Origin of the sequence: Streptomyces hazeniae (genome assembly GCF_031845485.1) — a bacterium.
Taxonomy (GTDB): domain Bacteria; phylum Actinomycetota; class Actinomycetes; order Streptomycetales; family Streptomycetaceae; genus Streptomyces; species Streptomyces hazeniae.
The window spans coordinates 34,234-61,199 of the sequence record NZ_JAVREQ010000033.1 but is presented as its reverse complement, the minus strand read 5'-3'; the positions used below and the strand labels follow the sequence as shown (position 1 = coordinate 61,199).

The following is a 26,966-nucleotide window of genomic DNA, read 5'->3' as shown; positions in this document are numbered from 1 at the left end:
GCGCGTACGCGCACCGGTCCCACCCCCGCCGTTCGGGCCGGTCAGCTGCAGCCGCTGGTGGAGCCGCAGCCCTCGCAGAGGTAGCAGCTGCCCGCTCGGCGCATCTTGGTGCCGCAGGAGAAGCACAGCGGGGCGTCGGCGTTCAGGCCGAGCTGCATCTCCACCAGTTCAGTGGAGTTGTGTGCCTGCCGGGCCGGGTTCTGCGCGGCGGGCTGGTCGGCCGTGGGCGCGGACTGGGCCAGGCCCTCCGGGTCCAGCTCCTCCTCGCCCGGCTCGTAGGAGCCGGTCTCCAGGTGGCGCTGGCGCTCCTCGGCGGAGTGGATGCCGAGTGCGGAGCGGGTCTCGAAGGGCAGGAAGTCCAGGGCGAGGCGCCGGAAGATGTAGTCGACGATCGACTGCGCCATCCGCACGTCCTGGTCGTCCGTCATGCCGGCCGGCTCGAAGCGCATGTTGGTGAACTTCGAGACGTAGGTCTCCAGCGGGACGCCGTACTGGAGGCCGACGGAGACGGCGATGGAGAAGGCGTCCATCATGCCCGCGAGGGTCGAGCCCTGCTTGGACATCTTCAGGAAGACCTCGCCGAGACCGTCGTCCGGGTAGGAGTTGGCGGTCATGTAGCCCTCGGCGCCGCCGACCGTGAAGGAGGTGGTGATGCCGGGGCGGCCCTTGGGCAGGCGGTTGCGGACCGGGCGGTACTCGACCACCGTGGCCGGCTCCTCCTTCTTCTCCTCCTCCTTCTGCTTGGCGGAGAGCGGCTGGCCGACCTTGCTGTTCTCGACGTAGACGGCGAGCGCCTTGGTCCCGAGCTTCCAGCCCTGGAGGTAGATCTCCTCGACGTCCTCGACCGTGCTGGAGGCCGGCATGTTGACCGTCTTGGAGATGGCGCCGGAGAGGAACGGCTGCGCGGCCGCCATCATCCGCACGTGGCCCATCGGGGAGATGGAGCGCGCGCCCATGGCGCAGTCGAAGACCGCGTAGTGCGCGGGCTTGAGGCCGGGGGCGTCGACGACGTTGCCGTGCTCGGCGATGTGCTCGACGATCGCCTCGATCTGCTCCGGCTGGTAACCGAGGCGCTTGAGCGCCTTGGGCACCGTGTTGTTGACGATCTGCATCGAACCGCCGCCGACCAGCTTCTTGAACTTGACCAGCGCGAGGTCCGGTTCCACACCGGTGGTGTCGCAGTCCATCATCAGGCCGATGGTGCCCGTCGGCGCGAGCACGGAGGCCTGCGCGTTGCGGTAGCCGTTCTTCTTGCCCAGACGGACGACGTCCTGCCATGCCTCGGTGGCGGCGGCCCACACCGGGCTGTCCAGGTCGTCCATGCGGGGCGCCGCGTCGTTGGCGTCGGCGTGCTGCTTCATCACGCGCCGGTGGGCGTCGGCGTTGCGGGCGTAGCCGTCGTACGGGCCGACGGCACCGGCGAGTTCGGCGCTGCGACGGTAGGAGGTACCGGTCATCAGCGAGGTGATCGCGCCGGCGAGCGCGCGGCCGCCGTCGCTGTCGTACGCGTGGCCGGTGGCCATCAGCAGGGCGCCGAGGTTGGCGTAACCGATGCCCAGCTGGCGGAAGGCCCGGGTGGTCTCTCCGATCTTCTCGGTCGGGAAGTCGGCGAAGCAGATGGAGATGTCCATCGCGGTGATGATCAGCTCGACCACCTTGGCGAACCGCTCCGCCTCGAACGACTGGTTGCCGTTGTCGTCGTCCCGCAGGAACTTCATCAGGTTGAGCGAGGCCAGGTTGCACGAGGAGTTGTCCAGGTGCATGTACTCGCTGCACGGGTTGGAGGCGGTGATGCGGCCCGACTCCGGCGACGTGTGCCAGTGGTTGATGACGTCGTCGTACTGGATGCCCGGGTCGGCACAGACGTGTGCGGCTTCGGCCATCTTGCGGAACAGCGACTTGGCGTCGACCTTCTCGACGACCTCGCCGGTCATGCGGGCGCGCAGGGGGAAGTCCGAGCCGGCTTCCACGGCCTTCATGAACTCGTCGGTGACGCGCACCGAGTTGTTGGCGTTCTGGTACTGGACGGAGGTGATGTCGTCGCCGCCCAGGTCCATGTCGAAGCCCGCGTCGCGCAGCGCGCGGATCTTCTCCTCCTCCTTCACCTTGGTCTCGATGAAGGCCTCGACGTCGGGGTGGTCGACGTCCAGGACGACCATCTTGGCCGCCCGGCGGGTGGCGCCGCCGGACTTGATGGTGCCGGCGGAGGCGTCCGCACCGCGCATGAAGGAGACGGGACCGGAGGCGTTGCCGCCGGAGGAGAGCAGTTCCTTGGAGGAGCGGATGCGGGAGAGGTTGAGGCCGGCACCGGAACCGCCCTTGAAGATCATCCCCTCTTCCTTGTACCAGTCGAGGATCGACTCCATGGAGTCGTCGACGGAAAGGATGAAGCAGGCGCTGACCTGCTGCGGCTGCTTGGTGCCGACGTTGAACCAGACCGGGGAGTTGAACGCGAAGACCTGGTGGAGCACGGCGTAGGCCAGCTCGTGCTCGAAGACGTCGGCGTCCTCCGGGGAGGCGAAGTAACCGTTCTCCTCGCCGGCCGCGCGGTAGGTCTTCACCACGCGGTCGATGAGCTGCTTGAGGCTGTGCTCCCGCTGCGGGGTGCCGACCGCGCCGCGGAAGTACTTGCTGGTGACGATGTTGACCGCGTTCACCGACCAGAAGTCGGGGAACTCGACGCCACGCTGCTCGAAGTTGACCGAGCCGTCGCGCCAGTTGGTCATGACGACGTCACGGCGCTCCCAGTTCACCTCGTCGTACGGGTGCACGCCGGGGGTGGTGTGGATGCGCTCGATGCGCAGACCCTTGTTCGCCTTGCCGCCCTTGGCGCGGGAGCCGCGTGCCGGGCCGCTCGTCGTCTCTGTCATTCCGCCTCCCTGTACGGGCATAACGCCCCGTGTGCCCCGGTTCTTCCCGGAACGCGAATTTCTGATCATCGACCGGTCGGCCCTGCGGGCCGCCGGCCAGGTTTGACGCCGTGCCGCTCAGTCGGCGGCGGCAGTGGGCGCGGGCACGTCGAGGCCCCCGTGGTCCTCGACGGGTCCGGCTTCCTCGGCGGGCGGCCGGGCCTCGCGGAGCTCCGCGACAGCGGCCTCGAAGTCCTCGAGCGACTCGAAAGCCCGGTAGACGGACGCGAAGCGCAGATAGGCGACAAGGTCCAGGTCCTGGAGCGGACCCAGTATGGCGAGGCCCACGTCGTGCGTGGACAGCTCCGCGCTTCCGGTTGCTCTGACCGCTTCCTCGACGCGCTGGCCGAGCTGGGCGAGCGCGTCCTCGGTGACGGGGCGACCCTGGCAGGCCTTGCGGACTCCGGCGATCACCTTGTCCCGGCTGAACGGTTCGGTGACACCGCTCCGCTTGATCACCATCAGTGACGCGTTCTCCACCGTGGTGAACCGGCGCGAGCAGTCGGGACACTGCCGGCGGCGCCGGATCGCGGTGCCGTCGTCGGTGGTGCGGCTGTCGACCACGCGGCTGTCCGGGTGCTTACAGAAGGGACAGTGCATCGTTCCCGAACCCTCCCGTGAACCCTCGCCGTGCATGCCTGGAACACCCTGAGGAGACCGCGCGGGACCCCTCGGGACGTGCCACCAGCATAGTCCACGCTCACCCCAAGAGAGGCGGCGGGACCACAACTTGTGGTGGCCGACGCCAATCTAACCACTAGATCTGGTGCCCGCTGCACTACCCGGCGGTACGCGTGTCGTGGCGCGCGACGGCGTCGAGCGTACGCTGCGGCGAGCAGGGCGCCCGCAGCGGGGCGGGCGCGGCGAAGCGGCCACGGCGTGTCGCGGCGCGCCACGGGAGAACCCGCCCCAGGGGCGGGCGGCGCACCTCGCAATACACGCAGGCGCATGATCACGAAAGGTGAATGCCGATATTTCACTCGAACGTGTGTTTGGCGCAACCTTTCGAAACCAACTACCGTTGAGCCACAGGGAGAACCGCACGAGAGGGGCCGTCATGACCACCGCAGACACCGCGACCATCACCGCCGACGACCGCGCCGTACTCGGCGACGGCGAGGACGCGGCGGCCGACCGCGACGGCACGGGCGCCGATCGGCCGGCCCCCCCGGCCACACGCTCCTTGCCGGGCAGGCCACCCGGCGTCCGGGCCGACAGCTCCGGTCTCACCGACCGGCAGCGCCGGGTGATCGAGGTGATCCGCGACTCCGTGCAGCGACGCGGGTACCCACCGTCGATGCGGGAGATCGGGCAGGCGGTCGGCCTGTCCAGCACCTCCTCGGTGGCGCACCAGCTCATGGCGCTGGAGCGGAAGGGCTTCCTGCGCCGCGACCCGCACCGCCCCCGGGCGTACGAGGTCCGCGGCTCCGACACCCCCAGCACCCAGACCGCGGACACCACGGGCAAACCGTCCGCCTCGTACGTGCCGCTGGTCGGCCGGATTGCCGCCGGCGGTCCGATCCTCGCCGAGGAGTCCGTCGAGGACGTCTTCCCGCTGCCGCGTCAACTCGTCGGCGACGGAGAGCTGTTCGTGCTCAAGGTCGTCGGCGACTCGATGGTCGACGCCGCGATCTGCGACGGCGACTGGGTCACCGTGCGCCGCCAGCCGGTGGCGGAGAACGGCGACATCGTCGCCGCGATGCTGGACGGCGAAGCGACCGTCAAGCGCTTCAAGCGGGAGGACGGACACGTGTGGCTGCTCCCGCACAACGCCTCCTACCAGCCGATCCCCGGCGACGAGGCGACCATCCTCGGAAAGGTCGTCGCGGTCCTGCGCCGCGTCTGACGGCCCGCAGCCTCACTCCCTGAACGAGCCCCGGAACACCTGCGCCGGTTCCGGGGCTCTGCTGCGCCCGCACGACGGGACCGCTCCGGCGACGGAGCGCAGTGTGGCGCGGCGGGTGTCCACGTCGCCCCGCCGACACGCGCACCGCTGCGCCGCCCGCCCTCAGCCTTCGGCCCGGGCCGCCGCGTCGATGGCGGCCAGCGACCGGCGCACCTGGTTGCGGTCGGTGGTGTACCAGAAGTCCGGCATCGACGCCCGCAGGAACGACCCGTAGCGGGCCCGCTCCAGCCGGGGGTCCAGCACCGCCACCACGCCGCGGTCCCCCGCCGCGCGGACCAGCCGCCCGGCGCCCTGGGCCATCAGCAGCGCCGCGTGCGTCGCCGCGACGGCCATGAAGCCGTTGCCCCCGCCTTCCTCGACCGCCTTCTGGCGGGCGCTCATCAGCGGGTCGTCCGGGCGCGGGAAGGGGATGCGGTCCATCACCACCAGCTGGCAGTTGACGCCGGGTACGTCCACGCCCTGCCAGAGCGACAGCGTCCCGAACAGGCAGGTCTCCGGGTCCTCGGCGAAGGTGCGGATGAGCTCGCCGAGGGTCTCCTCGCCCTGGAGCAGGACCGGCATCTCCAGCCGGCCGCGCAGCGCCTCGGCCGCCGCCTGTGCGCCTCGCATCGAGGAGAACAACCCGAGCGTACGGCCACCCGCGGCCTCCACCAGTTCGGACAGCTCGTCGAGCATGTCGCTCCGGGACCCCTCCCGTCCGGGCGGGGACAGGTGCTTGGCGACGTACAGGATGCCCTGCTTGCGGTAGTCGAACGGCGAGCCGACGTCCAGTCCGCGCCAGCGCGGGAGTTCGGCGTCCTCGACCGACTCCTCCTCGCTCTCCTGGGCCTCCTGCGCCTGCCGCGCCTGCCGCCCCTCGGGGGCCAGACCGAGCGAGGCCCCGACGCCGTCGAAGTCGCCGCCGAGTTTCAGCGTGGCCGAGGTGAGCACGACGGAGCGGTCCTCGAAGAGCTTCTCCCGCAGCAGCCCGGACACGGACAGCGGCGCCACCTTCAGGGAGGCGCCCCAGCGGTCGTGGCGCTCGCACCAGACCACGTCGTACTCCGAGCCGTGCGTGAGGCGTTCGGCGACGTCGTGGACGCTCTCGATGGAGGCCATCGCCTGCTTGCGGACGGCGTCCTCGTCCTGGACCGAGCGGTCGCGGGTGTCGCCGAGCGCGGTGATGCACAACCGTGCGGCGTCCCGGAGGGCCGCCAGCACGTAGCCCAGGTCCTCGGGGATCTCCTCCAGCCGGCCGGGCAGCGCGAGCTCCATCAGCCGCTCGAATCCCTCGGAGGCGGTCTGCAGCCGGTCGGCGGCCTTCTCGTCGACGAGCTTGGCGACGCGGCGCACCGCGCGGTTCACACCGCCGGGCGTCAGCTCGCCCGTGGCCACGCCGGTGACGCGGGAGACCAGCTCGTGCGCCTCGTCGACCACCAGCACGTCGTGGTTCGGCAGGACGGGTGCGCCCTCGATGGCGTCGATGGCGAGCAGCGCGTGGTTGGTGACGACGACCTCGGCGAGCTTGGCGCGTTCCCGGGCGGCCTCGGCGAAGCACTCGGCGCCGTAGGCGCAGCGGCTCGCGCCGAGGCACTCGCGGGCGGACACCGACACCTGCGCCCAGGCGCGGTCGGAGACGCCCGGGGTGAGGTCGTCGCGGTCGCCGGTCTCGGTGTCGTCCGACCAGTCGCGCAGCCGGAGCAGGTCCTTGCCCAGCTTGCTGGTCGGTGCGGCGGCCTCGAACGGGTCGAAGAGGCCCTCCTCCTCGTCCTGCGGGACGCCCTCGTGCAGTCGGTGCAGGCAGAGATAGTTGGACCGGCCCTTGAGCATCGCGAACTCGGGGCGCCTGCGCAGCTCGGGGTGCAGGGCGTCCACGGTGCGCGGCAGGTCGCGTTCGACGAGCTGCCGCTGCAGCGCCAGGGTGGCCGTGGCGATCACCGCGCGGTCGCCCTGGGCGAGCACGGGCACCAGGTAGCCCAGGGACTTCCCGGTGCCCGTCCCGGCCTGGACCAGCAGGTGGCTGCCGTCTTCGACGGCGTCCGCGACGGCGCGTGCCATGGCGACCTGACCGGGGCGCTCCGTGCCCCCGACGGCTTCGACGGCGGCGTGCAGGAGATCGGAGAGGTCAGGCTTGCTCATAGGGCTGACAGCCTACGCGGCGCCGCTGACATCGGGGCTCCGGTCCGGGGCGATCCGGCCACGCCGCCGCCCGGGGCACGGGGCGGTGCGTGGCCCCGGGGCACGGGCGGTGCGTCCCCCCGGTCACGGGCCGTGCAGCGGGTTGGGCACCGTGCCGTGCACCGCGGCGTGCGGCCGTTCGCTGCGGTCCCGGTAACCGTCCGCGTGCAGCCGGTTGCGGTTGAGGCAGAGCCGCTCGATGCGCGGGGTGAGCATGTCGAACGTCTCGAAGCGCTCCTTCAGCTCGGGGAAACGGCGGTGGTAGCGCCGCACCTCGTCCCGCACGAGTGCCCAGAAGACGTGTTCGGGCACGCCGAGCTGGTCCTCGCACAGCGGCGCCAGGTAGCGGAAGACGCCGACGAGCAGACCCGCGTGGATGAACTGCGGCAGGAAGGACGGCTCCTCGGTGAGCAGCACCTCGCGGACGTCCGCCGGCATCGACGCGTGCTCGGGCAGGCGCAGAGCGCTGACGTTGACGTCGTCGACGAAGTCCTTGACCGCGAGGCGCACCGGCACGTCGTCCCCGTCGAAGACCACGATGGCGTTCTCGCCGTGCGGGGAGAAGACCGTGCCGTAGCGGTAGAGGAAGTGCAGCAGCGGCGGGAGCAGCGCGGCGAAGAGGTTCTGCAGCCACGCGGTGGGCTCCAGGCCGGAGCGGGCGACGAGTTCGGCGGTCAGGGCGCGGCCGGCCGGGTCGGTGTGCAGCAACGCGGCGAGCGTGCGGGCGCGTTCGCCGCCGTCGAGGCGGGGCGGCAGCGGCTCGCGCCAGATGCAGCCGAGCAACTCGCGGTACTGGTACGGCACCTGGGGCAGCGCGTCGTACACGGGATGCGGGACCGTCACCGACGCGACCTCGCCGAGCAGGATCACCCGGCACTCGTCGCGCAGGAAGGGGTCACCGTCCCGCAGCCCGTGCACCCAGGCGGTGACGGCGGGGGCCGCCAGGGTCCGTTCGGTGGGCAGGCCGCGCCAGACGAGGGTGTTGAGGACGGACAGCGGCAGTTTGACGGTGTGCCGCTCGGGGTGGGCGGCGTTGAGGAAGGTGCGTACGGACTGCTGCGGCAGGCGTACGTCGTCGTCGGTCTCCAGAGGGACGATCGTGCCGCGGGCGATCTCGGCGGCGAAGAGGGGCGCGACGGTCTCCTCCCACTGCCAGGGGTGGACGGGGAGCAGCAGGTGCTCGCCGGGTACGAGGCCCCTGGCGCGGAGGATGGCGTCGAAGCGGCCCCGGGTGGCGGCGCCGAGTTCGTCCGCGTAGAGGCGGGCGGGGTCGGCCAGCGCCCGTACGCCGCGGTAGACGGCGAGCGAGCGGTGCACGGCGATCCACGGGAGGCGGCGCGGTGTGCGGGCTTCCGGTGCCCAGTCGGCGGTGTCCGAGGCGGAGAAGCCGACGCGTCCCTTGTTGGCGACCAGCCAGGGGTGGCCCGTCTGGTGCCCTTCGAGTTCGGCGTAGCCCAGGTCGGCGAGGTCTGCTGCGGGGAGCGCGGTGGCGTCGAGGCGGGCGTCGGCGGCCAGGGTGGCGGTGAGTTCGCGGATGAGGTGGCCGGTGGTGTCGCCGGACAGGCCGAGCAGGCCGTCGTGGGCGCGGGCGACGAAGTCGACCGGGTCGAGGGCCGGGGTGACGCTGTCCGGGTCGATGATCCAGTGCCCGTAGGCGCCTCTGCGGGCGTGGAAGCGCAGCGTGAGGTCGGGGTCGACGGCGACGCTGTGGGTGCCGTCCTCCTCGGCGTGCGGGCGGATGATCCGCTCGTAGGCGAATTCGGCGAGCATCTTCGTCAGCAGCCGCCGTGCGGCTCGCTCCCACGTGTCCTGATCGAGGCCGTGGGGCAGTCGCAGGGCGGAGGGGTGCTGGGGCACCGGAGGGTCTCCTTCTCGGGAAGTGTTCGCGGGGTGACGGTCAGCGGTCGCGGATCATCAGCGCGGCGCGCTTGTCGGGCAGGTCGACCTCGGCGGAGAAGCGGAAGCCCGCGCCGAGGAAGGCGGCCACGGAGGGCACGTTGCGGAGGTCGGGTTCGGCGAGGACCCGCCGGCAGGACGGCCGGTGCGCCAGGACCAGGTCCCCGACGGCCCGCAGGAGGGTGGTTCCCAGGCCGCGGCCGCGGTCGGTCACGCCGCCGACGAGGAGGTGGACGCCCGTGTCGTGGGGACGGGCGGGGTAGTGGCGCGCGAGGGGGTCCAGGTCGGCGCGGTAGACCTCCCAGTAGCTCATCGGGACGCCGTCGAGGACGCCCAGGCAGGGGGCGCTGCGGCCGTCGCCGTCGAGTTGGGCCCGCAGGTGCGAGGCGGTCGTCCCGACGGGCCCGGCGAGGTCCCAGAACGCGGCCACTGCCGGATCGTTCATCCAGGCGGCGATCAGCGGCAGGTCCCGCTCCAGCCGGACCGGGACCAGTTGGAAGGTGCCCGCGGCGGTGTGCGCGGCCGCCCAGCCCGGGAGGTCGTCGAGCAGGTCGGATCCGCCGAGCGGGTCGCGCCCGCCGAACGGCTCCGCCCGGGTGCCGGCCGGGGCCGGGCAGCGGTTTCCGGAGCCCGGCGCGCCCGCGGGCGGCGCCCCGGCACCCGCGTTGCGCTCGGCTACCAGCGCGGCCAGCCCTCCGGACAGGTCGACGTCCACGGTGTCGGCCTCCGGGTCCGCGACCTGGTCGCGGCCGGAGTCCGCTGCCCGCGACGGATGCGGAGCCGGAAGTTCCATGGGGTTCCTCGGGGGTCCGGGGCCGGCCGGCGCTCAGAGGGCGAGCGGGTTGGCGACGGTGACGTAGACGGACTGCGTGTCCACCGGCCCGACCAGTTCGTCCATGCCGTGCAGGCGGGTGAGGAGGTTGGCCTTGCAGCGCAGGGTGGGCGTGCCGAGCAGCAGTGCGGGCAGCGGGGACACCGGGCCGCCTCCGGAGGGGGACGCCTCGCCCTGGAGGAACTGCCGGAACGCGGCGAGCAGCAACGGTTCTCCCGCCAGGCCCTGGGAGCCGAAGGCGCCGATGAGGCCGAGCACGTTGTTGATGCCGAGGTAGTACGCGAAGCGCTCGTCGGTGACGTCGTCGGCCACGAAGGAGTCGCTCGCCACCCCGGCGCCCGGAAGCCGCCGCTGGATCTCCTCGCGCCGGGAGGCGCGGAAGTAGTAGCCCTGGTTGTCGCGGTAGCGGCCGCCGCACGGCCAGCCGTCCCTGTCCAGCAGCACCAGGGTGTTCTGCTGGTGGGCCTCCAGGGCGATGCCGGCGTGGGCGTCGAGCCACAGCACGGGCCGCACCACCCGTTCCAGGTAGCGCAGGAACCACTCGGCGGCGACCGCCGCCACCGGCCGGTCGGTTCGCGCGGCGAGGCCCTCGACGACGTCGGCGAGCCGCGAGCGCAGCCGGTCGCCCGGCAGGCCGGGCCAGGGCCGCGGGGAGGTGAGTGCGGCGATGCACACGGCGTCGTCGTGCGGGCCGAACGGATTGTGCCGGATGACGGTGTCCAGGCCGGGCACGGGACGTCCGGCGGGGTCGTCGACACCCAGCCAGGCCGGGTCGCGGACGATGTCGAAGCCCGGGTGGGCCTTGCGCCAGCGGGCGGCCAGCCCGGTGCGCAGCAGGCGGTGGATCTCCACCCCGCGCAGCGCCTCCTTGCGGAGGTTCTCCCGCCGGGAGTTGGTGATGCGCAGGCCCAGCGAGAGCTTGAGCATGGCGTCCGCTCCGGGCCGGTGGACCGTGCGGACGGAGGAGGTCGGGAACCAGGGCTCGCCGGCGGGGCCGAGGTCGCGCAGGAGCCCGGCGTCCAGCAGGCGGGCCGCCTCGGGCCGGTACCGCAGCTCCCGGGCCTGCCAGGGGTGCAGGGGCAGCAGCGCGCACCCCTCCGGCAGGGCGGCCGCCACGTCCTCACCGGCGAGGAGTTCGACGAGCCGGGAGGCGGGCACGGGCGCGGCGCCGCCGCGGTCCGGGTCGCCCGGCCCGTCCTGGTACCAGGCCGAGTCGGTGGCGAGCACGGAGGCGTCGACGGCCATCCAGTGCAGCGGGAAGGAGCCCCGCAGCTCGGGGGAATAGGCCTGCGCCTCGGAGTCGGACAGGCCCTCGCGGCTTTTCGGCGTGGGGTGCACGGGGTGGCCCAGGACGAGGGACTGTTCGGCCTCGAGGAAGAGGTCGCCGTCCGCTGCCGGTCCCGGCTCGGCACGGCGGCCGGCGAGGAACTCCGTGCTGCGCCGCACCGAGTCCGCGACCCGGGCGACCAGCGCCGCGCTCTCCCCGGTGGGGACGACCGTGCGGCCGCCGGCGCGGTGTGCGCCCTCACGGCCGAGGAGCGCGGCCAGGAGCACGGCGTCGACCGGTTCGGCGTCCGCCGGCACGCCCTCCAGACGGGCGGGCCCGAAGCGGTGCCACCCGGTCGCCGACCAGTGCAGCACGGGCACGCACAGGGCGGTTCCGGTCGCCTCCAGGGCGATACGGAGCGTACGGTCGGCGGGTTCCGGCAGGTCGTTCTCCCGGACCCAGCACCGCAGGAGGCTCTCCGCCCCGGCGGCGTCGGCGACGGCGGCCGGGTCGGACTGTTCCAGCGGGTCGGACGTCGCCAGGACGTCCCCGTGCCGCGCGTCGTCGGCGAACCGCCGTGGCTGGCGCGGTACTTCGGGCCGGTCGAGCCCGGCGATCCGCACACCGCCGGCAGGGCCGCCCTCGGCCGTCGTGGGCTCAGGTCCGGAGCTCGCGTTCACTGGTGTCTCCCGTGCTGTCGCTTCGGCCCGCGCGCGAGCCACTGGTCCCCTGACTGTCAACGACCGAGAGGGCGTCGGATCACGGCCGGGGACGAGATCGTCCGCCGGCCGGCGAAACGGCCGCGCCTCGTGCGGAACCGGGGACCCTGTGTCCACCGTCCCCCCGTTGACCGGGCATAGTGGGGGCCGCCCCGCTCCGGCGAGGGCCGTGACCCGTCAGTGACGGCGCGTCACGCGACAGCGAAGCGATTTTCAGGGGGAGTTCACGCATGTCATCCACGGGTAGTCCGGCACGCCGTCGGCGGGGCGTGCTCGCGGGGGCGGCGGCAGCCGCCGCACTCGCGCTGACCGCGACCGCCTGCGGCCCGGAGGAGGCTCCGGTCGATCCGAAGCCCAGCGCGACCGCGGAACAGCCCGGCCAGGACCTGCGCGAGGAACTGGGGCTGCCGGACAAGCTGCCCGAGGACCTGCCGGCCGCGCTGCAGGACCTGGACAAGTGGCGCAACGGGGCCTGGAAGAACTGGGACCGGGAGGACTGGCTGCGCGAGGCGCGGGAGTTCATCAACCCGATCATCGAGGACTACTGGGACCCGGACCGGATGAAGGACGCCGAGGAGAGCGAACGGGACGTCGACGAGTCCGAGATCGACGAGGGCGTCACCGACCCGGAGCCCGCCGCGGTCGAGGCGGAGGAGGTGCCGCTGCCGTACACGGAGAAGGCGCCGCCCGTCGGCAAGGTACTGATGGAGACCCCGCAGGGCCCGATGGTCTGCTCGGGCACCGTGGTGAAGGACCCGGCGAACCCCGGCAAGTCCAACCTGGTGGCGACCGCGGGCCACTGCGTGCACGCCGGTGGGAAGGGCGGCTGGTTCCGCAACGTGGTCTTCGTGCCGCACTACAACAACGGCGGCCTGGCACCCGCCGAGCTGGGCAAGGGGACCCCGGACCAGGTCTCCCCGCACGGCATCTGGTGGGCCAAGCACGCCCGCACCACCACGCACTGGATCGAGAGCGGCGCGAGCACCGGCGGCGCCGGCGCGCCCCAGGACTTCGCCATGCTGAAGGTGCAGCCGGAGAACAAGAGCGCCAACGGCGGCAGGAGCCTGGAGGAGACCGTCGGTGGCGCCGTGGAGATCGACTTCGGCACGCCGGGCGTGCAGAGCATCGAGAGCCTGACGGCGAACGGCTACCCGGCCGCCCCGCCGTTCAGTGGCGAGCGCATGTTCCGCTGCACGGACGGGCCGGGCCGGCTCACCCTGGACCCGTCGCAGCCCACGATGTACCGGATCGGCTGCACCATGACCGGCGGTTCGTCGGGCGGCGGCTGGCTGAGCGCGGACGGCGAGCGTCTGCTGTCGGTGACCTCGATCGGGCCGCTCACCCACGACTGGCTGGCGGGCCCCCGCCTGGGCGACGAGGCCGAAGGGGTGTTCGACGCGGTCAGTTCGCTGAGCTGACGGGACGCGCTGCGGGCCGCAGAGCGGCCCGCAGCGGCTCACGCAGCGTGAAGGCCCGGTTCCGGGAGGCCGGTTCGGCCTCCCGGAACCGGGCCTTCAGCGTGAGTGCGGCACCCGGGCGGGTGCGGTCAGGCCTGGCCTGCCGGTTCGAACGCGCGGAGTTCGGCGGCCAGTTCCTCGTGCACCCGCACCTTGAGCAGCGTGCCCTCCTCGGTGTGCGCCTCGGAGAGCACCTCGCCCTCGGCGTAGGCGCGGGCGACGAGGGCTCCGTGCGTGTAGGGCACCAGCACCTCCAGCTCGACCGACGGGCGCGGCAGCTCCTCGTCGATCAGGGCCAGCAGCTCGTCGACGCCCTGCCCGGTGCGCGCGGACACCACCAGGGCGCGCTTCTCCTGGCGGAGCAGGCGCTGCAGGACGAGCGGGTCCGCCGCGTCCGCCTTGTTGACCACGACGATCTCGGGCACCTCGGTGGCGCCGACGTCGCGGATCACCTCGCGGACCGAGGCGAGCTGCTCCTCCGGAGCGGGGTGCGAGCCGTCCACCACGTGCAGGACGAGGTCCGAGTCGGCGACCTCCTCCATGGTGGAGCGGAACGCCTCGACCAGGTGGTGCGGCAGGTGGCGCACGAACCCGACGGTGTCCGCCAGGGTGTACAGCCGCCCGCTGGGCGTCTCGGCCCGCCGTACCGTCGGGTCGAGGGTGGCGAACAGCGCGTTCTCCACCAGCACGCCCGCGCCGGTGAGGCGGTTGAGCAGAGAGGACTTGCCGGCGTTGGTGTAGCCGGCGATGGCGACCGAGGGCACCTTGTGCCGTCGGCGGTCCTGCCGCTGGATGTCGCGGCTGGTCTTCATCTCCGCGATCTCCCGGCGCGCCTTCGCCATCTTCTCGCGGATGCGCCGCCGGTCGGTCTCGATCTTGGTCTCACCCGGACCACGGGTGGCCATGCCGCCGCCGGCCGAGCCGGAACCGCCACCACCCATCTGCCGGGACAGCGACTGGCCCCAGCCGCGCAGCCTGGGCAGCATGTACTGCATCTGGGCCAGCGCCACCTGCGCCTTGCCCTCCCGGGACTTGGCGTGCTGGGCGAAGATGTCCAGGATCACCGCGGTCCGGTCGACCACCTTGACCTTGACGACGTCCTCGAGGTGGATGAGCTGTCCGGGGCTGAGTTCACCGTCGCAGACGACGGTGTCGGCGCCGGAGGCGATCACGATGTCGCGCAGCTCCTCGGCCTTGCCGGAGCCGATGTACGTGGCCGGGTCGGGCTTGTCGCGCCGCTGGACGACGCCGTCGAGGACCTCGGCGCCGGCGGTCTCGGCGAGTGCGGCCAGTTCCGCGAGGGAGTTGTCCGCGTCCTGCGCGGTGCCGGAGGTCCACACGCCGACGAGCACCACGCGCTCCAGGCGGAGTTGCCGGTACTCGACCTCGGTGACGTCCTCCAGCTCGGTGGAGAGGCCGGCGACCCGGCGCAGTGCGGCACGGTCGGAGCGGTCCTGCTGCTCCCCGTCACGTGCGGCGTCCACGCCGTCACCCCAGGCGACGTCCTCCTCCATCAGGGCGTCGGCGCGGCGGTTCGACTCGGCGAGGCGCTGGCCGGGTTCAGGAAGGGAGGAAGAGGGGGTCATTGGATCCTTACGTCGAGGCGGGTGGGCCGACGGACGGTGCGCTTCCGCCGTTCTGTCCGGAGGAACGCCCGCGATGCCGGGATGATTCCCCGGAAACCGGGTGACCGGCCGTCGCTGTCGATAGTGACACGCCGCCGTCCCCGCGTCACCAGGATTACCGCGGCCCGGCCGCCTGCCGGACGACCGGGCGGCGGCGGGGCGGAGCGGCGGCGGGGCGGGCGCGGCGGTCAGCCCGCCGGGAGCCGGTGGACGGCCCGGGACACGTCGTAGACGCCCGCCACCCGCCGCATGGCACGCATCAGCGCGGGCAGCCCCGCGGCGTCGGGGAGCTGGAGCGTGTAGGTGTGCCGTACACGCTGCTCGCACGGCGGCTCGACCGCGGCGGAGATCACCGCGGCGCCCTGGGCGGCGATGGTCTCGGTGAGATCGGCGAGCAGCTGGGGACGGCCGAAGGCCTCCGCCAGAAGAGTGACGCGGCAGCCCGCGGTGCGCTTGTCCCAGCGGACGGCGACGGGGCGGCGCCCGGCGGCGGCCATCCGTACCACCGTCTGGCAGCTGTCGCGGTGCACGGTGACGGCTCCGCCCCGGACCGGGAAGCCGGTGACGGCGTCGGGCGGGACGGGCGTGCAGCAGCGTGCGAGGCGTACCGGGGTCTCCGGGTGGCCGGTGACGACGCTGGGGCCTTCGGCGGCGGGCCCACCCCGGCGGCGGGGACGGTCGGGGCGGCCGGGGGCCTCGGGCGCGCCCGAGGGGGCGGGCCGTGGCGGGGCGGGCGGCTCGGCGGGATGCCCGGCGAGCCACTGGCGGATGGCGATGCGTGCGGCGGGCGTACGGGCGTGGGTGAGCCACTCGCGAGCCGGGGCGTGCGCGCCGGGTGTGTGCGGGGGCGCGAGGAAGAGCTGCACGGTGTCGCCGTCCCGGAGGGCCGTGCTCAGCGCGGCGAGACGGCCGTTGACCCGGGCGCCGATGCAGCGGTGGGCGGCCTCGCCGTGCAGGACGTAGGCGGCGTCCACGCAGCTCGCGCCGGCGGGCAGAGGCAGTGCGGGGGTGCCGCCCGCGGCGTCTCCGGCCGGGTAGACGGTGATCTCGCGGTCCTCGGCGAGCTCGTCCCGCAGCTCGGTCCAGAAGGTGTCCGGGTCGGCGGCCTGGCTCTGCCAGGCCAGCAGGCGGGACAGCCAGCCGGGACGGGTGGGGTCGGCGCGTTCCGCGTCGGCGCACTCCGCCGCCACGGCGTCGGCCGTCGTGTCGGCGGCGCCCGCGGCGCGGTGCGGGTCGCCGAGGGCGATGACGCCCGCTTCGGCGACGCGGTGCATGCGGTGCGTGCGCACCAGCACCTCCGCGACCCTGCCGTCGGCGTCGGCGAACGCGGTGTGCAGCGACTGGTAGAGGTTGAACTTGGGCGCGGCGATGAAGTCCTTGAACTCCGACATCACCGGGACGAAGCAGGTGTGCAGTTCGCCGAGTGCCGCGTAGCAGTCGGCGTCCCCCTCGACCAGCAGCAGCAGCCGCCCGAAGTCGCTCGGCCCGAGCGTGCCCCGCTTGTGGCGCAGCCGGTGCACGGAGAGCAGGTGCCGCGGCCGGATCAGCACCTGCGCCTCGACGGAGGCCGCCCGCAGCACCTCGCGTACCGAGGCGGCGACGGCGGTCAGCGGGTCGGGCCGCGCGGTGTGCTCGCGCACCAGGTGCTGTGCGCGGCGGTGGTCCTCGGGGTGGAGCACGGCGAAGACCAGGTCCTCCAGCTCCCGCTTCAGCGCCTGCACGCCGAGCCGTTCGGCGAGCGGGATGAGCACGTCGCCGGTGACGCGGGCGATCCGGGCCTGCTTCTCCGGCCGCATCACGCCGAGGGTGCGCATGTTGTGCAGCCGGTCGGCGAGCTTGATGGACATCACGCGGACGTCGCTGCCGGTGGCGACGAGCATCTTGCGGAACGTCTCGGGCTCGGCGGCGGCGCCGTAGTCGACCTTCTCCAGTTTGGTGACGCCGTCGACCAGGTGGGCCACCTCGTCGCCGAAGCCGTCCCGTACCTGAGCCAACGTCACCTCGGTGTCCTCGACGGTGTCGTGCAGCAGGGAGGCCGTCAGTGTCGTGGTCTCGGCGCCGAGTTGAGCGAGAATCAGCGTCACGGCCAGCGGGTGCGTGATGTACGGGTCGCCGCTCTTGCGGGTCTGACCGCGGTGCGAGGACTCGGCGAGGACGTAGGCGCGGCGCAGTGCGTCCAGGTCGGCGCGGGGATGGTGGGCGCGGTGCACCTGCGCGACGTGCTCGATCGCGTCCGGCAGCGTGCCGCGGGTGGCAGACCTCAGGAGGGCGGCACGGCTGAGCTTCCGTAGGTTTCGCACCGCGTCCATGGGCACCTCCCGCTCGTGAACCCCGGTTTCGTCCCGGGGTCCGACTCTACCGAGCCCATCACGTGCTGCTCACCGCCTCCCGGCGGCAGTGAGAGGGATCACCCGGTCGAGCGACGTTTGTGCGGAAGTGAACGGCGGACACGGCTGTCGGAGCGACACCCGGGAGTGCGGCGGCGAGGGGTGACGGGGATTCAGGCCGGCGTGACGGGGCTTCAGCCTGGCGTGACGGAGCTTCAGCCGGCGAGCCAGGCCGGGTCGAGGACACCCTCGGCCACGATCACCGCCGGGCCCGTCATCTCGATCTCCCCGTCGGGGCGTTCGGTGATGACCAGACGTCCGCCGGGGACGTCGACGGTGTAGGTGACGGGTGCTCCGTCGGCGGCCGGGTCGGCACCGTCGCGGCGTGCGGCGGCGACCATCACCGCGCAGGCGCCCGTACCGCAGGAACGGGTCTCGCCGGAGCCGCGTTCGTGCACGCGGAGAGCGACGTGGCGCGGCCCGCGGTCGACGACGAACTCGACGTTGACGCCGTCGGGGTAGGCCGTCGCCGGGGTGACCAGCGGGGGGTCGAGCAGGCGCCCGGCGTGGGCCAGGTCGTCGACGAAGACGACGGCGTGCGGGTTGCCCATGCCGACGTGCCGGGCGGGCCGGCTGCGGTCGCCGACGGTCACCGTGACGTCGCCCTCGGGCAGCGCGGCACGGCCCATGCCGACGGTGACGGGTCCGGCGGCGAGGGCCCCGAACGCCCCGGTGGGTGCGTCCTTGGCGAGGTGGACCCGCCGCAGCCCGGCGCGGGTGGCCACGACGAGATCGCCGGGCGGCACCAGACCGGCACGGTGCAGGTAGCGGGCGAACACGCGGACGCCGTTGCCGCACATCTCGGCGATGCTGCCGTCGGCGTTGCGGTAGTCCATGAACCACTCGGCGTCGCCCGCCGTCTCCCGGGCCTCGGGGTGCGCGGCGGAGCGCACGACGCGGAGCAGGCCGTCGCCGCCCACTCCGGCCCGGCGGTCGCACAGGCGCCGCACGGCGGCGGCGTCCAGAGCGAGGGCGCCGTCCGGGTCGGGGACGATCACGAAGTCGTTCTCGGTGCCATGGCCCTTGAGGAACGGCACGGGCTGCGCGGTGCTCACGGCATCGATCGTATCGGCAGACGTGGCCCGCGGGCGCGGCGCGCCCGGGGCGCCGGGGCCCGGGGAGTACTGACGGCCCGGGGCCCGAGCTACGGCGCAGCGCTCAGCCGGAGAGGCGGGCGACCCGCCACAGGGCGAGCGCGGCGAGGGTGCCGACCACGGCGGTGTAGGCGAGCACCACCCGCCAGTTCGCTCTCTCACCGGACCCCGGCGCGGGCAGGCCCGGCCAGACGTGCCCGACGCGCCGGGCGGCGATCACGCCCCATCCCGCGGCGCAGCAGCAGATCAGCAGGCCGAGCATGGCCACCACGGCGCCGGAACGGCCGCCGGGCTCGAAGGCCAGCGGGAAGGCGAACATGAGCGAGCCGAGGGCGCCCAATATCACGATGGGCGCGAGCTGCCAGAGCCGTAGCCGGCGCGGGGGCCGCAGTTCGTGCGGCTCGACCGGCGGGTCCTGGTCGGGAAGGTCCTCGTCGCCGATCTCGTCCCGGACCGCGGGGGTCGGGGAGTAGTCCAGGTAGACCCCGTACTCCACTGCGGACTCTTCGTCGTCACGAGGGCCGGCTGCCATCGCCACGTGCCCTCCACTCCTGCTGAACAACTCGAACGATGGTCGATGATGGCACGCCGGAAGGGCCGTCCAGCACGCTCAGGACGTCCCGATGCCATCACGTGATCAGGCTGTGACCGGTCGTTCGAGCAAGGCCAGTGCCGCGCCCGTCAGGTCGTCCCGCGCGGTGTCCGCACCGCTGAGCCAGTGCACCCGCGGGTCCCGCCGGAACCAGGAGTCCTGGCGGCGGGCGAAGCGCTTGGTGGCCCGTACGGTCTCCGCGCGGGCCGCGTCCTCCGTGCAGTCGCCCGCGAGGGCCGCCAGCACCTGCTGGTAGCCGAGAGCGCGGGACGCCGTGCGGCCCTCCCGCAGCCCTTCCCGTTCCAGCGCGCGGACCTCGTCGACCAGGCCGGCCTCCCACATCCGGTCGACCCTGCGGGCGATCCGCCCGTCCAGTTCGGGACGCGGCACCTCGACGCCGATCTGCAGCGTGTCGTAGACGGACTCGTGGCCGGGGAGGTTCGCGGTGAAGGGGCGGCCGGTGATCTCGATGACCTCCAGCGCCCGCACCACGCGCCTGCCGTTGCTGGGCAGGATGGCGCGCGCCGCCTGCGGGTCCGCGGCCGCGAGGCGGGCGTGCAGCGGACCGGACCCGCCCTCGGCGAGTTCGGCCTCCAGGCGGGCCCGGACGTCCGGGTCGGTGCCGGGGAACTCCATCACGTCGATGGCGCCGCGCACGTACAGACCCGAGCCGCCGACCAGCACCGGCACGCGGCCTGCGGAAAGCAGCCGCTCGATCTCCGCCCGGGCCAGCCGCTGGTACTCGGCCACACTGGCCGCCTCGGTGACGTCCCAGACGTCCAGGAGATGGTGCGGAACGCCTCGCCGCTCCGGCCCGGTCAGCTTGGCCGTGCCGATGTCCATGCCGCGGTAGAGCTGCATGGAGTCGGCGTTGACGATCTCGCCCCCCAGCCTGCGGGCCAGCTCGACGGCGAGATCCGACTTGCCGGCGGCGGTGGCGCCGACGACGGCCACGACCTGGCACGACGGCAGTGCTTCGGGGGTGCGGGATGGAGCTGTCACAGCGCCAGTCTCGCAAACGCGCGGCGGCTCGCTCACGGCGGGCGAGTTGTCACATGCCCGGATATGACCCAGGGTGGATATGGGCGATTTCGCCCGCTTCATCGTGAGCGCCCCACACTCTCAGCAGTCCACAGGAAAGGTGACCGCCATGAGCTTCATGGACAAGGTCAAGGGCATGCTCGGCCAGCACGGCGACAAGGCCGACCAGGGCATGGAGAAGGCCGGGAACACTCTGGACGAGCGCACCGGCGGGAAGCACAGCGACAAGATCGACACCGGCACGCAGAAGGGCCAGGAGGCGATGGACCGCTGGACGCAGGAAGGGGGCAAGGGCGGCGACCAGCCCGGAGGCCGCGGCGGCGGCAGCGCGGCCTGATCCGTCGCGCAACGGGGGCGACGGGGCAGCGGAGCGGGGGCGGCCGGCGGGCCGCCCCCGCTCTCGTACGTGTGTAGGCCACGACCGGACCCCACCCGGTCTCAGGACCAGCCGGCGACCAGGTAACCCACGCCGTACGGAGCGGCGTCGTACAGGAGCCGCCCGGTGAGCCCGGCGTCCTCCGCCGCCCCGGCCAGGACCTGCCATCCGGCGCGGCCGGACGCGCCCAGTTCGTACGCCTGCTCCTCGTCGAGCGCGAGGAGCGCGGACACGTCGGCGGCTCCCAGCGCCCTCGCCACCGACGCGTCGAAGTCGGCGGCGCGCGGGTCGAAGTAGCCCGGCGCCTTCAGCGTGCGGCACGTGGTGCCGTCGCCCATGACGAGAAGGGCCACACGGGGCGCCGATCCGGCGATCCGCCGCCCGGTCTCCGCACACCGCGCCCCGGCGAGCGGCTCGCCCACGCCCAGGCCCTCCACCGGCACGCCGGCCCACGCGGTGCGCTCGAGCAGCCAGCCGCCGACAGCCAGCGAGGGCGGGAGCTCGTGCGCCTGCGGAGCCACTTCGGAGGCGGGGCCCAGCGTCACGTCCAGGTCGACCCCGAAACCGCGGAACGAGCCGCGCGACCCCTGCGGGTACGGGCCCCGCGCGGAAGGCTCCGCCGGCCCGACGACGACCAGCCGGTCGGACCGGGCGGCGGCCAGCACCGCGAGCGCGTCGAAACAGGCGGCGCGCGCGTCGTCCATCTCGGGCGCGGCGCCCCCCGCGACCTCGGGCACCAGCAGCGGCGGACACGGGCACACGGCGGCGGCGACAAGCATGACGGCAGCTTACGACCCGCGCGCCGTGCGGCTCGTGAGACGCACGGCGCCGCGGACGGGTCACCCGGCACGGCCCGGCGGCCCGTACGAGCGGACCGGCCGGCAGCAGGGAGGCGTGGCGCGAAGGCTCAGCAGACGCTGCAGCCGCCGCCCGCGGACGCCGGCTGCGGCGCGGGAGCGCCGACGGTGGGCAGGCCGAGCATGACGCCGCCGCCCGCGGAAGCCGGCTCGGGCTCGGCGTTGCGCCGCTCCCAGGCGTCGCCCGCGCGGGTGCGGCGCACGGCCCGCGCCGGGCCCTCGGCGAGCAGGTGGTGCGGGGCGGCGTAGGTGACCTCGGTCTCGACCACGTCGCCGGGGCGTACCGGCTCCTCGGGGCGGGCGAAGTGCACCAGCCGGTTGTCCCGGGCACGGCCGGACAGCCGCCGGGTGGCGTCGTCCTTCCGGCCCTCGCCCTCGGCGACCATGACCTCCAGGGTGCGCCCGACCTGCTTCCTGTTCTCCTCCCAGGAGATCTCCTCCTGGAGCGCGACCAGCCGCTCGTAGCGTTGCTGGACGACGGCCTTGGGGATCTGGTCGTCCATCTCGGCGGCCGGCGTGCCGGGGCGCTTGCTGTACTGGAAGGTGAACGCCTGCGCGAAGCGGGACTCGCGCACGACGTGCAGCGTCTCCTCGAAGTCCTCCTCGGTCTCGCCGGGGAAGCCCACGATGATGTCGGTGGAGATCGCCGCCTCCGGGATCGACGCGCGGACCTTCTCGATGATGCCGAGGAAGCGGTCCTGCCGGTAGCTGCGGCGCATGGCCTTCAGCACCCGGGACGAGCCGGACTGCAGCGGCATGTGCAGCTGCGGCATCACGTTCGGCGTCTCGGCCATCGCCGCGATCACGTCGTCGGTGAAGTCGCGCGGGTGCGGGGAGGTGAAACGGACGCGCTCCAGCCCGTCGATCCGTCCGCAGGCACGCAGCAGCTTGCCGAACGCCTCGCGGTCACCGATGTCGCTGCCGTAGGCGTTGACGTTCTGCCCGAGCAGGGTGATCTCGCTGACGCCCTCGGCCACCAGCGCCTCCACCTCGGCCAGGATGTCGCCGGGCCGACGGTCCTTCTCCTTGCCGCGCAGCTGCGGCACGATGCAGAAGGTGCAGGTGTTGTTGCAGCCGACGGAGACCGAGACCCAGGCGGCGTACGGGCTCTCGCGACGGGTCGGCAGGGTGGAGGGGAACGCCTCCAGCGACTCGGCGATCTCGACCTGCGCCTCCTGCTCGACGCGGGCCCGCTCCAGCAGCACCGGCAGCTTGCCGACGTTGTGCGTGCCGAAGACGACGTCCACCCACGGGGCGCGCCGGACGATGGTGTCCCGGTCCTTCTGCGCCAGGCAGCCGCCGACGGCGATCTGCATCCCGGGGCGGGCGGCCTTCCTGGGCGCCAGCTGCCCGAGGTTGCCGTACAGCCGGTTGTCGGCGTTCTCGCGCACCGCACAGGTGTTGAACACCACGACGTCGGCGCCGTCGGCGCCCTCGGGGGCACGCTCGTAACCGGCGTCCTCCAGCAGGCCCGCCATCCGCTCGCTGTCGTGAACGTTCATCTGGCAGCCGAACGTCCGCAGCTCATAAGTCTTCGCACTCATCTCAGTCGACCAGGGTACGCCGTCCGCTGTGACGCACCTCCTCCCGTCCCGCACTCCCCCGCGGCGGCCCACCGATGGCAGGATGCGGCGGTCATGACCGCATTCCGCTTCCTCGCTCCCCGCCCCGGCGTCCCGGGGGGCCGCGCGCTCGGCGGCGCCGCCCTGCTCGTGGTGCTCGGGCTGCTCGCGTGGTGGCTGGTGCCCGCGGGCCCGGCCCAGCCGCGCGGCACGCTCACGTTCGCCACCGGCGTGCCCACCGGGGTGTACCAGCAGTACGGCTCGCTGCTGAAGCAGCGCCTGGCGCGGGACGTGCCCGGACTGAGCATGGAGCTGGTGCCGAGCCAGGGGTCGGTGCAGAACATCGACATGCTGGTCTCCGGGGAGGCCGACTTCACCATCGCCCAGTCCGACGCCGTGGCCGCCCATCTGAAGCAGGGCGGCGAGGGTGGGGACGGGCTGCGGGCGGTCGCGCGGCTCTACGACGACTACATGCAGCTCGTGGTCCCGGCCGAGTCTCCGGTCCGGGAGGCACGCGACCTGCGGGGACTGCGGGTCGGGATGGGCGAGGAGCGTTCCGGGGTCAGCCTGGTCGCCGGGCGGCTCCTGGAGGCGGCCGGTCTGGACCGGGAGCAGGACATCGACGCGGTCCCGGCGGGCATCGACGTCATGCCCGGCATGCTGGAGAGCGGGGAGCTGGACGCGTTCTTCTGGTCCGGCGGTCTGCCCACGGGCGCCATCGAGGACCTCGCCGTCGTGGACCACATCCGCCTGGTGCCGCTCGGCGCACTCATGTCGCGCCTGCACCGGATGGAGCCCGAGACCCGGCACTACCGGGCGGCGGTGATGCCGGGCGACGCCTATCCGAGCGTGCAGCAGGGCGAGCCGGTGGACACCATCGCGGTGAGCAACCTGCTGGTCACCACCGCGGACGCGGACCCGGCGGTGACCGAGGCCCTGACCCGTTCGCTGATCCGCAGCCGGGACACCATCGGGCAGCGGGTGCACGCGGCCCAGAAGGTCGACCTGCGGACCGCGATCTACACCGACCCGCTCCGCCTGCACACCGGGGCGCAGCGCTACTACCGGGCCGTCAAACCGTGACGGCGGCGCCGCGGGACGCGCACGGGGGTTCCGGCACCGGGCGGTGACGGGTACGGATGGCGTGGGGCCGCCCGCCGAACGACCCCGCTGGGGGCCGGTGCCCGCCGGCCCGCGCGTCCCTCCCGCCCGAGCGAAGGAGCCGCCGACATGCACGACGAACGCAGCACCGTCGAAGCCCGCCTGCGTCGCGTACTGGACGAACGGATCAGGCCCGCCGTGCACGGCTCGCCGGTGCCGCTGACGGTGGAGCGCTGGGAGGCGCCGGGTGAACCGGTGCCGGTGTCCGAGGGGCTGGCGGCGACGTACGGACCGGCGGCCGTGGGCGAGGAATGGGGGCCCGCCTGGGGCACCACTTGGTTCCGGCTGACCGGGCGGGTGCCCGCAAAGTGGGCCGGACAGCGGGTCGAGGCGCTGCTCGACCTCGGTTTCGACCGGGACATGCCGGGCTTCCAGTGCGAGGGCCTGGTGCACCGCGCGGACGGCGAGGTGGTGAAGGGCCTCAGTCCGCGGAACGCCTGGGCGCCCGTCGCCGCGCCGGCCGCGGGCGGCGAGGAGGTCGAGCTGTACGTCGAGGCGGCGTCCAACCCGGTCCTCAACACGCCGCAGACGCCGACGTACCAGGGCGACCGGCTCACCGCGGGCGGCGGCCCGCTGTACCGGCTCGGGCGGATGGACCTGGCGGTGTTCCGCCCCGAGGTGTGGGAGCTGGTCCACGACCTGGAGGTGGCGGATGCGCTGATGCGTGAACTGCCGCTGGAGGACGCCCGGCGCTGGGAGCTGCTGCGCGCCCTCGGCGAGGCGCTGGACGCCGTGGACCTGGCGGACGTCTCCGGCACCGCCGCACGGGGCCGGGAACGACTCGCCGGCGTGCTGGCGACGCCGGCCCGGCCGTCCGCGCACCGGATCAGCGCGGTGGGGCACGCGCACATCGACTCGGCCTGGCTGTGGCCGCTGCGGGAGACCGTGCGGAAGGTCGCGCGCACCGCGTCCAACACGGTGGCGCTGATGGAGGATCATCCCGAGTACGTCTTCGCGATGTCGCAGGCCCAGCAGTACGCCTGGCTCAAGGAGCACCGGCCCGAGGTGTACGCCCGGGTGCGGAAGAAGGTGGCGGACGGGCAGTTCGTGCCGGTCGGCGGGATGTGGGTGGAGTCGGACACCAACATGGTCGGCGGCGAGGCCATGGCGCGCCAGTTCCTCTACGGGAAGCGGTTCTTCCTCGAGGAGTTCGGGGTGGAGACGAAGGAGGTGTGGCTGCCGGACTCCTTCGGCTACACGGCGGCGATGCCGCAGATCGTGCACCTGGCCGGCTGCCGCTGGTTCCTGACGCAGAAGATCTCCTGGAGCCGCACGAACCCCTTCCCGCACCACACCTTCTGGTGGGAGGGCATCGACGGCACCCGGGTGTTCACCCACTTCCCTCCGGTCGACACCTACAACTCCGATCTGAGCGGCCGGGAGATGGCGCACGCGGCCCGCAACTACCGCGACAAGGGCGGCGGCACGCGTTCGCTCGCCCCGTTCGGCTGGGGTGACGGCGGGGGTGGCGCGACCCGCGAGATGCTGGCCCGTGCGGCCCGGCTGGCGGACCTGGAGGGCTCGCCGCGGGTGACCGTGGAACGGCCGTCGGCGTTCTTCGAGAAGGCCCACGAGGAGTACCCGGACGCCCCGGTGTGGGCGGGCGAGCTGTATCTGGAGCTGCACCGCGGCACGTACACCTCGCAGGCGAAGACCAAGCAGGGCAACCGGCACAGCGAGTCGCTGCTGCGCGAGGCCGAGCTGTGGTCGGCCACCGCGGCGCTGCGCGTCCCCGGCTTCGGCTACCCGTACGACGAACTGGAGCGGATCTGGAAGACGGTGCTGCTGCACCAGTTCCACGACATCCTGCCCGGTTCGTCCATTGCCTGGGTGCACCGGGAGGCGCGGGAGACGTACGCGCGTGTCAGGGCCGAGCTGGAGGCGCTGATCGACGCCGCGCAGCGGGCCCTGGCCGGGGAGGGCACCGAGGACGTCGTCTTCAACGGGGCTCCGCACGCCCGCAACGGCGTCCCCGGCGGCGGGGCGGCCCTGCCGGTCCGCGCCGGCGAGCCGGTGACCGCCCGGGAGCGGGACGGCGGCGGCTGGGTGCTGGACAACGGGCTGCTGCGTGTCGAGATCGACGACCGGGGCCTGGTCGTCTCCGCCGCCGACTACCTGGCCGCGCTGCGCGACGCCGTGCCGCCGGGAGGGGCGGCGAACCTGCTCCAGCTCCACCCGGACTTCCCCACCGCCTGGGACGCCTGGGACGTCGACTCCTACTACCGCAACAACGTCACCGACCTCACCGAGGCCGACGAGGTGTCGCTGTCCGCGAACGACCCGGGTGAGGCGACGGTGCGGGTGGCGCGCAGCTTCGGCAACGGCTCGTCGGTGGTGCAGCTGCTCACCCTGCGGGCCGGCGAACGGCGGCTGGACATCGACACGGAGGTGGACTGGCACGAGTCGGAGACCTTCCTCAAGGCCGCGTTCCCGCTGGACCTCAAGGCCGAGCGGTCCGCCGCGGAGACCCAGTTCGGGCACGTCTACCGGCCGACCCACACCAACACCTCGTGGGAGGCGGCCAAGTTCGAGATCTGCGCGCACCGCTGGATCCACGTCGCCGAACCCGTGTGGGGTGTGGCGCTGGTCAACGACTCGACGTACGGACACGACGTCACCCGGGACATCCGTGCGGACGGCGGCCAGACCACGACCGTACGGCTGTCGCTGCTGCGCGCGCCCCGCTACCCGGACCCGGAGACCGACCAGGGCGGCCACCGTCTGCGGTACGCCCTCGCGGTCGGCGCGGACGAGCCCGCCGCCGTGCGCGAGGGCCACTGGATCAACCTGCCGGAGCGTGTGGTGCGCGGCTCCGGCGCGTCCGTGCGGCCCCTGGTCGCCGTCGACGGCGAGCAGGTCGTGGTGGAGGCGGTGAAACTCGCGGAGGACCGCAGCGGCGACGTGATCGTGCGACTGTACGAGGCGCACGGTGGGCGGGCGCGGACAGCGCTGACGGCGGGCTTCCCGGTGCGGTCGGTGACCGAGACCGACCTGCTCGAACGGCCCCTGGACCCGCCGCTCGCCGACGTGGGTCCTCTCGTCGGCGACGGCACGGTGGAGCTGACGCTGCGGCCGTTCCAGATCGTCACGCTACGGCTGACGGCAGCGGGTTGACGGCTATGCGCTGA

At 73.2% G+C, this 26,966-nt stretch carries 18 protein-coding genes; 5 read left to right on the top strand and 13 right to left on the bottom strand.

Going from position 1 to position 26,966, the window contains the following annotated elements; genetic code table 11:
* Positions 1-41: 41 nt before the first annotated feature.
* Positions 42-2,870, bottom strand: a complete 2,829-nt coding sequence (locus RM572_RS26330; protein ID WP_311675879.1) for a vitamin B12-dependent ribonucleotide reductase — start codon at positions 2,868-2,870, stop codon at positions 42-44.
* 117 nt (positions 2,871-2,987) lie between these two features.
* On the bottom strand, positions 2,988-3,509 hold the full coding sequence (gene nrdR, locus RM572_RS26325; protein WP_311675878.1) for a transcriptional regulator NrdR: 522 nt from the start codon (positions 3,507-3,509) through the stop codon (positions 2,988-2,990).
* Between the two features lie 457 nt (positions 3,510-3,966).
* Here nrdR and lexA point away from each other — a divergent pair, with 457 nt between their 5' ends.
* A complete protein-coding gene (lexA, locus tag RM572_RS26320) occupies positions 3,967-4,755 on the top strand; it encodes a transcriptional repressor LexA (RefSeq protein ID WP_311675877.1) in 789 nt (262 codons plus the stop codon).
* A 162-nt stretch (positions 4,756-4,917) separates the two neighbouring features.
* Here the strand turns inward: lexA and RM572_RS26315 are convergent, their stop codons facing one another.
* The 4 genes from RM572_RS26315 to RM572_RS26300 form a co-directional block, all read right to left on the bottom strand.
* Complete coding sequence (locus RM572_RS26315; RefSeq protein ID WP_311675876.1) at positions 4,918-6,933, bottom strand: ATP-dependent DNA helicase; 2,016 nt, start codon at positions 6,931-6,933, stop codon at positions 4,918-4,920.
* Between the two features lie 123 nt (positions 6,934-7,056).
* Positions 7,057-8,829 carry an IucA/IucC family protein gene (locus RM572_RS26310; protein ID WP_311675875.1) on the bottom strand — a complete coding sequence of 591 codons (1,773 nt, stop codon included), beginning with the start codon at positions 8,827-8,829 and terminating at the stop codon, positions 7,057-7,059.
* 40 nt (positions 8,830-8,869) lie between these two features.
* Positions 8,870-9,661, bottom strand: a complete 792-nt coding sequence (locus tag RM572_RS26305; RefSeq protein WP_311675874.1) for a GNAT family N-acetyltransferase — start codon at positions 9,659-9,661, stop codon at positions 8,870-8,872.
* 33 nt (positions 9,662-9,694) lie between these two features.
* Positions 9,695-11,647 carry an IucA/IucC family protein gene (locus tag RM572_RS26300; RefSeq protein WP_311675873.1) on the bottom strand — a complete coding sequence of 651 codons (1,953 nt, stop codon included), beginning with the start codon at positions 11,645-11,647 and terminating at the stop codon, positions 9,695-9,697.
* A gap of 269 nt (positions 11,648-11,916) precedes the next feature.
* Here RM572_RS26300 and RM572_RS26295 point away from each other — a divergent pair, with 269 nt between their 5' ends.
* Positions 11,917-13,104, top strand: coding sequence for a trypsin-like serine peptidase (locus tag RM572_RS26295; RefSeq protein ID WP_311675872.1), 1,188 nt, complete (start codon positions 11,917-11,919; stop codon positions 13,102-13,104).
* 128 nt (positions 13,105-13,232) lie between these two features.
* On the opposite strand, the gene hflX is transcribed toward RM572_RS26295, so the two are convergent.
* From hflX to miaA, 5 genes are all read right to left on the bottom strand, one after another.
* Positions 13,233-14,729 (bottom strand): GTPase HflX, encoded by a 1,497-nt coding sequence (gene hflX, locus RM572_RS26290; RefSeq protein ID WP_311675871.1) that lies wholly within the window; start codon positions 14,727-14,729, stop codon positions 13,233-13,235.
* A 227-nt stretch (positions 14,730-14,956) separates the two neighbouring features.
* Positions 14,957-17,077 carry a RelA/SpoT family protein gene (locus tag RM572_RS26285; protein ID WP_311675870.1) on the bottom strand — a complete coding sequence of 707 codons (2,121 nt, stop codon included), beginning with the start codon at positions 17,075-17,077 and terminating at the stop codon, positions 14,957-14,959.
* A gap of 233 nt (positions 17,078-17,310) precedes the next feature.
* Positions 17,311-18,210: a diaminopimelate epimerase gene (dapF, locus tag RM572_RS26280; protein ID WP_311675869.1), complete on the bottom strand. Its 900-nt coding sequence runs from the start codon at positions 18,208-18,210 to the stop codon at positions 17,311-17,313.
* Positions 18,211-18,313: 103 nt separating this feature from the next.
* A complete protein-coding gene (locus tag RM572_RS26275) occupies positions 18,314-18,787 on the bottom strand; it encodes a hypothetical protein (protein ID WP_394813711.1) in 474 nt (157 codons plus the stop codon).
* A gap of 99 nt (positions 18,788-18,886) precedes the next feature.
* Positions 18,887-19,843, bottom strand: coding sequence for a tRNA (adenosine(37)-N6)-dimethylallyltransferase MiaA (miaA, locus tag RM572_RS26270; protein WP_311675868.1), 957 nt, complete (start codon positions 19,841-19,843; stop codon positions 18,887-18,889).
* A 148-nt stretch (positions 19,844-19,991) separates the two neighbouring features.
* Between miaA and RM572_RS26265 the strand changes: the two genes are divergently transcribed.
* Positions 19,992-20,219, top strand: coding sequence for an antitoxin (locus RM572_RS26265; protein WP_311675867.1), 228 nt, complete (start codon positions 19,992-19,994; stop codon positions 20,217-20,219).
* Positions 20,220-20,320: 101 nt separating this feature from the next.
* Here the strand turns inward: RM572_RS26265 and RM572_RS26260 are convergent, their stop codons facing one another.
* The gene (locus RM572_RS26260; RefSeq protein WP_311675866.1) at positions 20,321-21,037 is read right to left on the bottom strand and encodes a class III extradiol dioxygenase subunit B-like domain-containing protein; all 717 of its coding nucleotides are present in this window, start codon (positions 21,035-21,037) and stop codon (positions 20,321-20,323) included.
* Between the two features lie 128 nt (positions 21,038-21,165).
* A complete protein-coding gene (miaB, locus tag RM572_RS26255) occupies positions 21,166-22,659 on the bottom strand; it encodes a tRNA (N6-isopentenyl adenosine(37)-C2)-methylthiotransferase MiaB (protein WP_311675865.1) in 1,494 nt (497 codons plus the stop codon).
* Positions 22,660-22,752: 93 nt separating this feature from the next.
* On the opposite strand from miaB, the gene RM572_RS26250 reads away from it, so the two are divergent.
* Both RM572_RS26250 and RM572_RS26245 read left to right on the top strand, forming a co-directional pair.
* Positions 22,753-23,760 carry a TAXI family TRAP transporter solute-binding subunit gene (locus RM572_RS26250; RefSeq protein WP_311675864.1) on the top strand — a complete coding sequence of 336 codons (1,008 nt, stop codon included), beginning with the start codon at positions 22,753-22,755 and terminating at the stop codon, positions 23,758-23,760.
* Positions 23,761-23,907: 147 nt separating this feature from the next.
* Positions 23,908-26,952, top strand: a complete 3,045-nt coding sequence (locus RM572_RS26245; protein WP_311675863.1) for an alpha-mannosidase — start codon at positions 23,908-23,910, stop codon at positions 26,950-26,952.
* Positions 26,953-26,966: the final 14 nt, after the last annotated feature.

What these genes read in the sequence shown, in the direction of transcription:
- lexA (WP_311675877.1), top strand. Translation starts at nt 3,967, where the DNA reads ATGACCACCGCAGACACCGCGACCATCACCGCCGACGACCGCGCCGTA.
- RM572_RS26330 (WP_311675879.1), bottom strand. Translation starts at nt 2,870, where the DNA reads ATGACAGAGACGACGAGCGGCCCGGCACGCGGCTCCCGCGCCAAGGGC.
- RM572_RS26260 (WP_311675866.1), bottom strand. Translation starts at nt 21,037, where the DNA reads ATGCTTGTCGCCGCCGCCGTGTGCCCGTGTCCGCCGCTGCTGGTGCCC.
- RM572_RS26250 (WP_311675864.1), top strand. Translation starts at nt 22,753, where the DNA reads ATGACCGCATTCCGCTTCCTCGCTCCCCGCCCCGGCGTCCCGGGGGGC.
- hflX (WP_311675871.1), bottom strand. Translation starts at nt 14,729, where the DNA reads ATGACCCCCTCTTCCTCCCTTCCTGAACCCGGCCAGCGCCTCGCCGAG.
- miaB (WP_311675865.1), bottom strand. Translation starts at nt 22,659, where the DNA reads ATGAGTGCGAAGACTTATGAGCTGCGGACGTTCGGCTGCCAGATGAAC.
- RM572_RS26285 (WP_311675870.1), bottom strand. Translation starts at nt 17,077, where the DNA reads ATGGACGCGGTGCGAAACCTACGGAAGCTCAGCCGTGCCGCCCTCCTG.
- RM572_RS26305 (WP_311675874.1), bottom strand. Translation starts at nt 9,661, where the DNA reads ATGGAACTTCCGGCTCCGCATCCGTCGCGGGCAGCGGACTCCGGCCGC.
- RM572_RS26245 (WP_311675863.1), top strand. Translation starts at nt 23,908, where the DNA reads ATGCACGACGAACGCAGCACCGTCGAAGCCCGCCTGCGTCGCGTACTG.
- nrdR (WP_311675878.1), bottom strand. Translation starts at nt 3,509, where the DNA reads ATGCACTGTCCCTTCTGTAAGCACCCGGACAGCCGCGTGGTCGACAGC.
- RM572_RS26295 (WP_311675872.1), top strand. Translation starts at nt 11,917, where the DNA reads ATGTCATCCACGGGTAGTCCGGCACGCCGTCGGCGGGGCGTGCTCGCG.
- RM572_RS26315 (WP_311675876.1), bottom strand. Translation starts at nt 6,933, where the DNA reads ATGAGCAAGCCTGACCTCTCCGATCTCCTGCACGCCGCCGTCGAAGCC.
- RM572_RS26265 (WP_311675867.1), top strand. Translation starts at nt 19,992, where the DNA reads ATGAGCTTCATGGACAAGGTCAAGGGCATGCTCGGCCAGCACGGCGAC.